Raw genomic sequence first — 12,339 nt, 5'->3', positions numbered from 1 at the left:
AGTGACGTGAGACGTGGATCATGGGTTTTCGCTATCTGCTGGTTATCGGCTGTTTGTGTATTCCCTTGATGGCGGACGCCGCACCTGCGGCCGTTGTGCCCCAGGTGCAGCTCAACGGCGAGCAGCGCGAATGGCTCGTCGAACACCCGGATTTGCGGGTCGGGCTGGTATTGCAGGCGCCCTATGCGCAATACGATCGGCGTTTGCAGCGTTTGTCCGGGGCCAATGTCGAGTTGATGCAATGGCTGGCCAAGGCGCTGAACATTGAGCTGACCTGGCGCAACTTTCCCAATCAGGAGCAACTGGACGCCGCCGTGCGTGACGGCGAAATCGACCTTGCGCCCGGCCTGGTGCAAACCCCCGCCGGATTGCGCCTGTGGCTGTACTCCGACCCTTACATGCGAGTGCCGCAGCACATCGTCGGTATCCCCGATGGTGGCGGCACGGTGGACCTGGAAAAACTAAACGAGCAATCCCGGGTGGCCGTGCGTATGCCCGGTACCGTGGCTGATTACTTGCGTAACACCTACCCCAACCTGAACCTGCAAGGCGTGCCCCTGGAGCGCCAGGCCCTGCAATTGCTGGTGAGCCAGCAGGCTCGGTATGCGGTTATCGACGAGGCGCAGTTGAGTCGTTTGTCAGGCGAAGCCGAGTTCTCCGGGCTGGCAGTGGTCGGTGATATCGGCCTGCCGCAGTTACTGCGAGTGGCCACTCGGCGTGACTGGCCGCCCTTGGCCAGCATCGTGGAAAGCGCCTTGCGGGCGATTCCGGCCCGGGACCTGGACCAGTTGCATGCGCGCTGGCTGCAACCCAAATATCCACAGCGCTTGGCGTCTCCTGGTTTCTGGCAGAACCTGAGCCTGCTTTTGGGTTTGCTACTGCTGGCCAGCCTTGCCGTGGTGTTTTGGCAGCGACGTCAATTGCGTGGGCTGGAGCAGGGCTTGCTGGCAGCTCGTGAAGAAAGCGCCGCCCGAGCCGCGGGTGCGGAAGCGCTGCGGCTGACGCAGTTTTCCATCGATCAAAGCACTGTCGGCATCCTCTGGGTCAATTGGGACAGCCACGTGCGCTACGCCAATCATGCCGCCGAGGCCATGCTGGGGTATGCCGCCGGAGCGCTGATCGAGCGCCCGCTGATCGCCTTCGATCCGACCTTGACCATGGACCGCTGGCTGAACCTGTGGAAACGTGCCCGAGCCAGCGAGGACGGCCCGCAAAGCTTCGCTACCCGCTGCGTGCGTGCGGACGGCAGCGTGTTGCCCGCAGACGTGTCCCTGAGTTTTCTGCGTTTTGCCGACGGCGAATACCTGGTGGTTTACCTCAATGACGTCACCGAGCGACGCCTGGCCTTGGCCGCCTTGCAGGAAAGTGAAGCGCGGTTGCAGGGGATTGCCGCCAACGTGCCGGGGTTGGTGTTCCGCCTGGAGCGCTTGCCGCTGAGCGACGAACTCGACTTTGCCTATATCAGCGAGGGCAGCCAACGCTTGGTGGGATATGCCCCGGCGGTGCTCAGCCAGCGGGATGTGGGGATTCGCAGCCTGGTGCATCCGGACGACCGGGCCAGCTATCACCGCACGCAGGATCAGGCCATCGACACCGAAAGCAACTGGTCGTGGCAAGGCCGGATCCTTACGCGCCAGGGCGAGCAACGTTGGGCCGAAATCAAGGCGGTTACCCGGCGCCTGGAAGAGGGCGTGGTGGTATGGGACGGGATTGTCTGGGACATCACCGACAGCAAGCGCATCGAGCTGGAGCTGGACGCTTCCCGCGCACAATTGCGCGAGTTGTCGGCCCACCTGGAGACTGTGCGCGAAGAAGAGAAAGCGCGCATCGCCCGGGAAGTACACGACGAACTGGGGCAGATGCTCACGGTGCTCAAACTGGAAACCTCTATGTGCGAGCTGGCTTACGCACAGCTGGACCCAGGCTTGCATGAACGGTTGAACAGCATGAAGCGCCTGATTGCCCAACTGTTCCAACTGGTGCGCGACGTGGCCACCGCCTTGCGCCCGCCAATTCTCGACGCCGGGATTGCCTCGGCCATTGAGTGGCAGGCGCGGCGCTTTGAGGCGCGCACACAGATTCCCTGTCTGGTGCAGGTCCCGGACAACCTGCCGGCCCTCAGCGATGCCAAGGCCATCGGCCTGTTCCGGATCCTGCAGGAGGCGCTGACCAATGTGATGCGCCATGCCCAGGCGCATACTGTCGAATTGACCCTGGCGGTAGAGGGCCCGCACCTGCGACTGACCATCAGCGATGACGGCACCGGGTTTGTGCAGGCACAAGAACGTCCCGTGTCGTTTGGCCTGGTGGGCATGCGCGAGCGGGTGCTGATCATGGGCGGGCAGTTGAGCCTGGACAGCGAGTTGGGAGAGGGCACCACCCTGAGCGTGACGGTGCCGCTGGATTGATAACCACAAGAAGAGGAAACCCCCGTGATCCGCGTACTGGTAGCTGAAGACCACACCATCGTTCGTGAAGGCATCAAGCAATTGATCGGCCTGGCCAAGGACCTGCTGGTGGTCGGCGAGGCGAGCAATGGCGAGCAGTTGCTGGAAACCCTGCGCCAGGTGCCGTGTGAGGTGGTGCTGCTGGATATCTCCATGCCCGGCGTCAACGGCCTGGAAGCCATCCCGCGCATCCGCGCGTTGAACAATCCACCGGCGATCCTGGTGCTGTCGATGCACGACGAAGCACAAATGGCCGCCCGTGCCTTGAAGGTCGGCGCAGCCGGTTATGCCACCAAGGACAGCGACCCGGCACTGCTGCTGACGGCGATTCGCAAAGTGGCGGCGGGCGGGCGTTATATCGACCCGGACTTGGCGGACCGCATGGTCTTCGAAGTCGGCCTCACCGATGCGCGGCCGTTGCACTCTCTGTTATCGGAGCGAGAGTTCTCGGTGTTCGAGCGTCTGGCCCAGGGCGCCAACGTTAACGACATCGCCCAGCAACTGGCCCTAAGTAACAAGACCATCAGTACCCACAAGGCGCGGTTGATGCAGAAGCTCAATATCACCTGCCTGGCCGAGCTGGTGAAATACGCGATGGAGCACAAGCTTTTGTAGCTTCGTATCTGTTTGCGACCTGGCAAAACTACCGCTATGCCTGTTGTAGCGTGCTGCTGATCGCAGCGTTGTTCTATCCCCGCCATCCGTGTAGGGCAATCCCTACCCTGAACCTTCCATTGTGCTGATGCCAATCTCTCCCGGCCCCCGATTTGCGCGGGCTGTCGGCAGGACTACGCTTGTTCCACGGCAGTCCAAAAACCAAAAGGTGTGGGTATGAGCGAGGTGGATTCAAATGATGTGCTGGTCAGCTTTCGTGGCGTGCAGAAGAGCTACGACGGCGAGAACCTGATCGTCAAAGACCTCAACCTGGAGATTCGCAAGGGCGAGTTTCTCACCCTGCTCGGGCCATCCGGATCGGGCAAGACCACCAGCCTGATGATGCTCGCCGGCTTCGAGACGCCGACCGCCGGTGAAATCCAATTGGCCGGCCGCTCCATCAATAACGTGCCGCCCCACAAGCGTGACATCGGCATGGTGTTCCAGAACTACGCCTTGTTCCCCCACATGACAGTCTCGGAAAACCTGGGGTTTCCGCTGTCGGTACGCGGTTTGAGCAAGACCGACATCAGTGAACGGGTCAAGCGGGTGCTGAGCATGGTTCAGCTCGACGCCTTTGCCCAGCGCTACCCGGCGCAACTCTCCGGCGGGCAGCAGCAGCGGGTGGCCCTGGCCCGGGCATTGGTGTTCGAGCCGCAACTGGTGTTGATGGACGAACCCCTAGGCGCCCTCGATAAACAGCTGCGTGAACACATGCAGATGGAGATCAAGCACCTGCACCAGCGCCTTGGCGTGACGGTGGTCTACGTGACTCACGACCAGGGCGAAGCGCTGACCATGTCTGATCGGGTGGCGGTGTTTCACCAAGGCGAAATCCAGCAGATCGCCTCTCCGCGCACCTTGTACGAAGAGCCAAAAAACACCTTTGTCGCCAACTTCATCGGTGAGAACAACCGCCTCAACGGCCGCCTGCACAGCCACACCGGCGAGCGTTGTGTGGTGGAGCTGGCGCGAGGCGAGAAGGTCGAGGCGCTGGCGGTGAATGTTGGCCAGGTGGGTGGGCCGGTGACCCTGTCGGTACGCCCCGAGCGCGTCAGCCTTAACGGCTCCAGCGAAAGCTGCGTCAACCGCTTCTCCGGACGGGTGGCGGAGTTTATCTACCTGGGCGACCACGTGCGGGTGCGCCTGGAAGTCTGCGGCAAGTCCGATTTTTTCGTGAAACAACCGATCGCCGAGCTGGATCCGGCGTTGACGGTCGGCGACGTGGTACCGATTGGCTGGCAAGTCGAGCACGTTCGCGCACTCGACCCACTTCTAGAGGCGAATTGATCGCCCCCTTGCTTCACCAACCCTGCACGTGGAGAGAACAACAATGTTGAGATCCCTTAAATATTCCGCCCTGGCCATCGGCTTGATGGGCGCGACACAGGCCATGGCAGGCCCGGACCTGACGGTGGTGTCTTTTGGTGGCGCGAACAAGGCAGCGCAGGTCAAGGCCTTCTACGCCCCGTGGGAAAGCGCGGGCAACGGCAAGATCATCGCAGGTGAATACAACGGCGAGATGGCCAAGGTCAAAGCCATGGTCGACACCAAGAGTGTGTCCTGGGACTTGGTGGAAGTGGAGTCGCCGGAGCTGTCCCGTGGCTGTGACGAGGACATGTTCGAGCCGCTGGACCCTAAATTGTTCGGCAAGGCCGAAGACTACGTGAAAGGCGCCATTCAGCCTTGCGGCGTGGGCTTCTTCGTCTGGTCCACCGTACTGGCTTACAACGCCGACAAACTGAAATCGCCACCAGGCGGCTGGGCAGATTTCTGGGATACGAAGAAATTTCCCGGCAAGCGTGGCCTGCGCAAAGGCGCCAAATACACCCTTGAATTCGCCCTGATGGCCGACGGTGTGGCGCCCAAGGATGTTTACAAAGTGTTGGCCAGCAAGGATGGCCAGGACCGTGCCTTCAAGAAACTCGATGAACTCAAGCCCAGCATCCAATGGTGGGAGGCGGGCGCCCAACCGCCGCAATACCTGGCCTCTGGGGATGTGGTCATGAGCTCGGCCTACAACGGCCGGATCGCCGCCGTGCAGAAAGAGAGCAACCTGAAAGTGGTGTGGAATGGCGGCATCTACGACTTTGATGCCTGGGCCATTCCAAAAGGCCTGGCCAAGGATCGTGCTGAAGCGGCGAAGAAGTTCATCGCCTTCTCGGTCGCACCGCAGCAACAGAAGATCTATTCGGAAAACATCGCCTACGGCCCGGCCAATATCCAAGCCGTGCCGCTGCTGGCCAAGGATGTGCTCAAGGACATGCCGACCACTCCGGAAAATATCGCGAACCAGGTGCAGATTGATGTGAGCTTCTGGGCGGATAACGGCGAGCAATTGGAGCAACGCTTCAATTCCTGGGCTGCCAAGTAACAAAGCCATCCGTTATCCCTGTAGGAGCGAGCTTGCTCGCGAAGATACTGAGAGCTGCGCGTCAAACCAGGTACGCCGCGTTATCGTTGACGACCTTCGCGAGCAAGCTCGCTCCTACAGGGGGCGTTTCATCTTTAAGTTCCGGAGTCAGCCATGGCCATCGCCGTTCCCTCGAACGAGGTCACCAGCCCCACCCTGAAACAGCGCCTGGCCCGTGCCGAGCGGCTCAATCGCTGGAAGGCCCAGGCCTTGATTGCGCCGCTGGTGCTGTTTTTGCTGCTGGTGTTCCTGGTGCCCATCGTCGCGCTGCTCTACAAAAGCGTCGGTAACCCGGAAGTCGTGGGCGGTTTACCGCGCACAGTGCTTGCGGTTACGGCCTGGGACGGCCGTGGCTTGCCCGGCGAGCCGGTATACCAGGCCCTCAGTGAGGACCTCGGCGAAGCCCGACAAAACTCGACCCTTGGCGACCTGTCCAAGCGTTTGAACATGGAACTGGCGGGCTATCGCAGCTTGCTGACCAAAACCGCGCGGGCACTACCCTTCAGTGGAACGCCCGCCTCCTATAAAGAAGCGCTGGAAAACCTCGATGAACGTTGGGGCGACCCGGCGTATTGGCAAGTGATCCGGCGCAACACCAGCACCCTGACGCCTTACTACTTGCTGGCGTCTGTCGATCACCGCATCGACGACCTCGGCGAACTGGCGCCTGCAACACCGGATCAGGCGATCTACCTGGACATCTTCGCCCGTACTTTCTGGATGGGCCTGGTGATCACCGTGTGCTGTCTGCTGCTGGCCTATCCCCTGGCCTACTTGCTGGCGAACTTGCCGGCCCGGCAAAGCAACCTGCTGATGATCCTGGTGTTGCTGCCATTCTGGACATCGGTACTGGTGCGCGTGGCGGCGTGGATCGTGTTGCTGCAGTCAGGCGGGTTGATCAACAGTGCGCTGGTGGGCATGGGCTTGATCGACAAGCCCGTGGAGTTGGTGTTCAACCGGCTCGGGGTCTACATCTCCATGGTGCATATTCTGCTGCCGTTCATGATTTTGCCGATCTACAGCGTCATGAAGGGCATCTCGCCCACTTATATGCGCGCTGCGATTTCCCTGGGCTGTCATCCGTTCGCCAGTTTCTGGCGGGTGTACTTCCCGCAAACTTACGCCGGTGTGGGCGCCGGCTGTCTGTTGGTGTTCATTCTGGCGATCGGGTACTACATCACCCCGGCGCTGCTGGGCAGCCCGAACGACCAGATGGTCAGCTACTTCGTCGCGTTCTACACCAACACCAGCATCAATTGGGGTATGGCCACGGCCTTGGGCGGCTTGTTGCTGCTGGCGACCGTGGTGCTGTACCTGATCTACAACTGGCTGGTGGGCGCCAGTCGCCTGCGCCTGAGCTGAGGAGCACCTTGCGATGTTGAGTCCTTACATGTCGCCCGTTGAGCGGGTGTGGTTCTACAGCCTGCGGATTCTCTGTGGCGTGATCCTGTTGTTCCTGATCCTGCCGGTGCTGGTGATTATTCCGCTGTCGTTCAATTCCGGCAGTTTTCTGGTGTATCCGCTGCAAGGCTTTTCGCTGCACTGGTATCAGGACTTCTTCGCCTCGGCGGAATGGATGCGCGCGCTGAAGAACAGCATCATCGTCGCCCCGGCGGCGACCGTGCTGGCCATGGTCTTCGGCACGCTGGCGGCGATTGGCCTGACCCGCGGGCACTTTCCCGGCAAGGCGCTGGTGATGGCGCTGGTGATTTCGCCGATGGTGGTGCCGGTGGTGATTATCGGTGTGGCCAGTTACCTGTTTTTCGCGCCGCTGGGCCTGGGTAACAGTTTCTTCTCGTTGATCGTGGTGCACGCGGTGTTGGGCGTGCCGTTTGTGATCATCACCGTGTCGGCCACGTTGCAAGGTTTCAACCACAATCTGGTGCGGGCGGCGGCCAGTCTCGGGGCATCGCCCTTGACCGCATTTCGGCGAGTGACCTTGCCGTTGATCGCGCCGGGGGTGATCAGCGGGGCGCTGTTTGCTTTCGCCACCTCGTTCGATGAGGTAGTGGTGACGTTGTTCCTTGCAGGCCCCGAGCAGGCGACCTTGCCCCGGCAGATGTTCAGCGGTATTCGCGAAAACCTCAGCCCGACGATTGCGGCGGCCGCGACCTTATTGATCGCGTTCTCGGTGGTGCTGTTGCTGACCCTGGAGTGGCTGCGCGGGCGCAGCGAAAAACTGCGCACCGCTCAAGTTTGATGGTTGGAACCGGACCAAATGTGGGAGCGGGCTTGCTCGCGAAAGCGGTGTGTCAGTCGCCAAATGTATTAACTGATCCACCACGTTCGCGAGCAAGCCGGCTCCCACATGTTTGACCGTGTCCATTCAGGATGCGCTGATTATTCAGCCCATGAATGGAAGACAACCTTTAAACCCCAGCTACTCTTGTGCCAGCCCCCACACAGTTATAAGAGGCCGCGCACATGAGTACTTCCTCATTCAAGATCGCCCACAAATTGCTCACCGGTCCCGGCGCCATCGAGCAACTGGCCGCTGAATTGACACGGCTGGATGTCGACAACCCGCTGATCGTCACCGACGCCGCGCTGATCAAGTCCGGCACGGTAGCGCTGGCGCTTGAGCACTTGGGCGATCGTCCCTACGAAATTTTCGACCGTGTACTGCCCGACCCGGAAATCTCCATCGTGGAAGACTGTATGCGTGTCTACCGCGAGGGCGGGCATGACGGGCTCATCGGCGTAGGCGGTGGCAGCGCCATCGACATCGCCAAAAGCGTTGCGGCTTACGCCGGTTACCACGGCGCCCTGGCGGATCTGTTCGGTGTCGATCAGGTGCCGCGCAAAGGTCCGCCGCTGATCGCCATCCCCACCACCGCCGGCACTGGTTCGGAGGTGACCAATGTGGCGATCCTTTCGGACAAGGCCGCGCAACTGAAAAAAGGCATCGTCAGCGACTATCTGCTGCCCGACGTGGCGTTGATCAGCCCGCAGATGACGTTGACCTGTCCGCGTAGCGTCACTGCCGCCAGTGGTGTTGATGCCTTGGTGCATGCCATCGAGTCCTACCTGTCCCTCAATGCCTCGCCGATCACCGACTCACTGGCCATTGGTGCGATCAAGCTGATCGCCAAGGCGCTGCCCAAGGCCTACGCCAATCCCGCCAACCTGCAAGCCCGTGACGATATGGCCACCGCCAGTCTGATGGCCGGGATGGCGTTCGGTAATGCGGGCGTGGGCGCGGTGCATGCCTTGGCGTACCCGTTGGGCGGGCGATTCGGCATTGCCCATGGCGTCAGCAATGCCTTGCTGCTGCCCTACGTGATGCACTGGAACAAGCTGGCGTGTGTCGAGCGCATGCAGGACATTGCCCAGGCCATGGGCGTCAATGTCACTGGGTTGAGTGTGAACGATGCCGCCGACCAGGCGGTCGAGGCCATGACGCGACTGTGTGCCGCAGTGGAAATCCCGTCAGGCCTGCGCAGCTTTGATGTTCCCGAAGACGCCATCCCGGCCATGGCGGTAGAGGCGGCGGGGATTGAGCGGTTGATGCGTAACAATCCGCGCAAGCTCAGCGCCGCGGATATCGAGAAAATTTACCGGGCCGCCTACTAACCATTGAGCGAGGTCACGGTGCGCACGGCAAAGCATGAGGTATACAATGCGCGCCATCGTGATTTAGCTCAAAAAGGTGCGTCATGCAGCCCTTCGTTATTGCTCCATCGATCCTCTCCGCCGACTTCGCCCGCTTGGGCGAGGAAGTCGACAATGTGCTGGCCGCGGGTGCCGACTTTGTTCACTTCGATGTCATGGACAATCACTATGTGCCGAACCTGACCATTGGTCCGATGGTCTGCGCCGCCCTGCGCAAGTACGGCGTGACCGCGCCTATCGATGCGCACCTGATGGTCAGCCCGGTGGACCGCATCGTCGGTGACTTCATCGAGGCCGGTGCGACCTACATCACCTTCCACCCGGAAGCCACGCTGCACGTCGACCGCTCCCTGCAACTGATCCGCGAGGGCGGCTGCAAGGCCGGCCTGGTGTTCAACCCGGCGACACCGCTGGACGTGCTCAAGTACGTGATGGACAAGGTCGACATGGTCCTGCTGATGAGCGTTAACCCAGGCTTTGGCGGGCAGAAGTTCATCCCTGGCACCCTCGATAAACTGCGTGAAGCGCGGGCGCTGATCGATGCGTCGGGTCGTGATATTCGCCTGGAGATCGACGGCGGGGTCAACGTCAACAACATTCGCGAAATCGCCGCCGCCGGTGCTGACACCTTTGTCGCCGGTTCCGCGATCTTCAACGCGCCGGACTATCAGGAAGTGATCGCCAAAATGCGTGCAGAACTGGCGCTGGCGCGTCCATGAGCGGCTTTGAGCAGCTGTTTCCCGGCAAATTGCCACGGCTGGTGATGTTCGATCTGGACGGTACCTTGATCGATTCGGTCCCGGACCTGGCAGTCGCGGTGGATGCGATGCTGCTCAAGCTCGGGCGTAAGCGGGCGGGTGTCGAGGCGGTGCGCGAGTGGGTTGGCAACGGTGTGCACATGCTGGTGCGCCGGGCTCTGGCCAACAACATTGATGCCGAGGGCGTCGATGATGTCGAGGCTGAGCATGCGCTGGAGCTGTTCAACGCAGCCTACGAGAACGGCCACGAACTGACCGTGGTCTATCCCGGCGTGCGCGACACCTTGAAATGGCTGCACAAGCAGGGCGTGGAAATGGCCCTCATCACCAACAAGCCGGAGCGCTTCGTGGCGCCGTTGTTGGATCAGATGAAAATTGGCCGTTATTTCCGCTGGATCATCGGTGGCGATACCCTGCCGCAGAAAAAACCTGATCCGGCGGCGCTGTTTTTCGTGATGAAAATGGCCAATATCCCGGCGTCCCAATCGTTGTTTGTCGGCGATTCGCGCAGTGATGTGCTGGCAGCGAAAGCGGCGGGTGTCAAGTGCGTGGCCTTGAGTTACGGCTACAACCACGGCCGGCCGATTGCCGAGGAATCCCCGGCGTTGGTGATTGATGACCTGCGCCTGCTAATCCCCGGTTGCTTGGGAGCGGGCGCTGAGATAACGTTGCCCGACGCTGTTCCATCCCCTTCTGGAAATCCCATCGTGGTGGTCACTCGCAAACTCTGGATGAAAGTCATCAAGGCCCTGGCCCGCTGGCGTTGGCGCGCCTGACTGATCCTGGCCGCGCTGCGGCACGTTTGCACACCTGACCGTTAGACCCTCAAGCCACGAGGCACCTCATGATCCGCGAAGAATTCCTGCGTTTGGCCGCTGCCGGCTACAACCGTATCCCCATGGCCCGCGAAACCCTGGCCGACTTCGACACACCGCTGTCGATCTACCTGAAACTCGCCGACGAGCCCAACTCCTATCTGTTGGAGTCGGTGCAGGGCGGCGAGAAATGGGGCCGTTATTCGATCATCGGCCTGCCGTGCCGCACGGTCATGCGGGTGCACGACCATCACGTCAGCATCACTTATGACGGTGTAGAGATCGAAAGCCACGACGTCGAAGACCCGTTGGCCTTCGTCGAGGCATTCAAGGCGCGCTACAACGTGCCGACCATCGCTGGCTTGCCGCGCTTCAACGGTGGCCTGGTGGGCTACTTCGGCTACGACTGCGTACGTTATGTGGAAAAACGTCTGGGCAAATCTCCGAACCCGGATCCGCTGGGTGTGCCGGACATTCTGCTGATGGTTTCCGACGCCGTGGTGGTGTTCGACAACCTTGCCGGCAAGATGCACGCGATTGTCCTGGCCGATCCTTCTCAGGAAGACGCGTTCGAGCAAGGCCAGGCCAACCTGGAGGCCCTGCTTGAAAAACTGCGTCAGCCGATCACGCCGCGTCGCGGCCTGGACCTCAGCCGTCCACCGGCGGCCGACCCGGTGTTCCGTTCGAGCTTCACCCAGGATGACTACGAGCGCGCCGTCGACACCATCAAGGAATACATCCTCGCCGGTGACTGCATGCAGGTGGTGCCGTCGCAACGCATGTCCATCGACTTCAAGGCCGCGCCCATCGACTTGTACCGTGCGCTGCGTTGCTTCAACCCGACGCCGTACATGTACTTCTTCAACTTTGGCGATTTCCATGTAGTAGGCAGTTCGCCGGAAGTGCTGGTGCGGGTCGAAGACAACCTGATCACTGTGCGCCCGATTGCCGGTACCCGTCCGCGTGGTGCGACCGAAGAGGCGGACCTGGCACTGGAGCTGGACCTGCTGTCCGACGACAAGGAAATTGCCGAGCACTTGATGCTGATCGACCTGGGGCGTAATGACACCGGGCGCGTATCGGAAATCGGTTCGGTGAAGCTTACCGAGAAGATGGTCATCGAGCGTTACTCCAACGTGATGCACATCGTCTCCAACGTCACCGGTGAGTTGAAGGCTGGGCTGACGGCCATGGATGCGTTGCGGGCGATTTTGCCGGCGGGCACCTTGTCGGGCGCGCCGAAGATTCGTGCGATGGAAATCATCGACGAACTGGAGCCGGTCAAGCGCGGCGTCTACGGCGGTGCGGTGGGTTATTTCGCCTGGAACGGCAATATGGACACGGCCATTGCGATCCGCACAGCGGTGATCAAGGACGGCGAATTGCATGTGCAGGCGGGTGGCGGGATTGTGGCCGACTCGGTGCCGGCGCTGGAATGGGAAGAGACGCTGAACAAGCGCCGGGCGATGTTCCGGGCGGTGGCGCTGGCTGAGCAGACGCCGCTCAATTAAAGACAGATGCTGGTCAAAATGTGGGAGCTGGCTTTTTTGTGGGAGCCGGGCTTGCCCGCGATGCAGGCACCTCGGTGTTTCAGAAGCACCGGGGCGATGCAATCGCAGGCAAGCCAGCTCCCACATTTG

Annotated in this window: 10 protein-coding genes; all 10 read left to right on the top strand. The window is 61.1% G+C overall.

Translation table 11 applies throughout. From position 1 onward, the window contains the following. Positions 1 to 20 precede the first annotated feature (20 nt). The 10 genes from J7E41_RS26945 (at position 21) to trpE (ending at position 12,210) form a co-directional block, all read left to right on the top strand. The gene (locus tag J7E41_RS26945; RefSeq protein WP_214997282.1) at positions 21 to 2,408 is read left to right on the top strand and encodes a PAS domain-containing sensor histidine kinase; all 2,388 of its coding nucleotides are present in this window, start codon (positions 21 to 23) and stop codon (positions 2,406 to 2,408) included. A gap of 24 nt (positions 2,409 to 2,432) precedes the next feature. After that, positions 2,433 to 3,062, top strand: coding sequence for a response regulator (locus J7E41_RS26940; protein WP_214997281.1), 630 nt, complete (start codon positions 2,433 to 2,435; stop codon positions 3,060 to 3,062). 216 nt (positions 3,063 to 3,278) lie between these two features. After that, a complete protein-coding gene (locus J7E41_RS26935; protein WP_214997280.1) occupies positions 3,279 to 4,391 on the top strand; it encodes an ABC transporter ATP-binding protein in 1,113 nt (370 codons plus the stop codon). A 43-nt stretch (positions 4,392 to 4,434) separates the two neighbouring features. Beyond that, positions 4,435 to 5,475: an ABC transporter substrate-binding protein gene (locus J7E41_RS26930; RefSeq protein ID WP_214997279.1), complete on the top strand. Its 1,041-nt coding sequence runs from the start codon at positions 4,435 to 4,437 to the stop codon at positions 5,473 to 5,475. A gap of 153 nt (positions 5,476 to 5,628) precedes the next feature. Next, on the top strand, positions 5,629 to 6,876 hold the full coding sequence (locus tag J7E41_RS26925; protein ID WP_214997278.1) for an ABC transporter permease: 1,248 nt from the start codon (positions 5,629 to 5,631) through the stop codon (positions 6,874 to 6,876). Positions 6,877 to 6,889: 13 nt separating this feature from the next. Continuing rightward, a complete protein-coding gene (locus tag J7E41_RS26920) occupies positions 6,890 to 7,714 on the top strand; it encodes an ABC transporter permease (RefSeq protein WP_214997277.1) in 825 nt (274 codons plus the stop codon). Positions 7,715 to 7,938: 224 nt separating this feature from the next. Further along, positions 7,939 to 9,087 (top strand): iron-containing alcohol dehydrogenase, encoded by a 1,149-nt coding sequence (locus tag J7E41_RS26915; protein WP_214997276.1) that lies wholly within the window; start codon positions 7,939 to 7,941, stop codon positions 9,085 to 9,087. Positions 9,088 to 9,170: 83 nt separating this feature from the next. Next, complete coding sequence (rpe, locus tag J7E41_RS26910; RefSeq protein WP_155584435.1) at positions 9,171 to 9,845, top strand: ribulose-phosphate 3-epimerase; 675 nt, start codon at positions 9,171 to 9,173, stop codon at positions 9,843 to 9,845. Continuing rightward, complete coding sequence (locus J7E41_RS26905) at positions 9,842 to 10,660, top strand: phosphoglycolate phosphatase (RefSeq protein ID WP_214997275.1); 819 nt, start codon at positions 9,842 to 9,844, stop codon at positions 10,658 to 10,660. Before rpe ends, J7E41_RS26905 begins: the two co-directional genes overlap by 4 nt. Before the next feature lie 68 nt (positions 10,661 to 10,728). Then, the gene (gene trpE / locus J7E41_RS26900; protein ID WP_214997274.1) at positions 10,729 to 12,210 is read left to right on the top strand and encodes an anthranilate synthase component I; all 1,482 of its coding nucleotides are present in this window, start codon (positions 10,729 to 10,731) and stop codon (positions 12,208 to 12,210) included. Positions 12,211 to 12,339: the final 129 nt, after the last annotated feature.

The sequence above is a fragment of the Pseudomonas fluorescens genome, assembly GCF_018614655.1.
In the GTDB taxonomy this organism is placed as follows: domain Bacteria; phylum Pseudomonadota; class Gammaproteobacteria; order Pseudomonadales; family Pseudomonadaceae; genus Aquipseudomonas; species Aquipseudomonas fluorescens_BX.
This window is presented reverse-complemented; position numbering and strand designations above follow the sequence as displayed.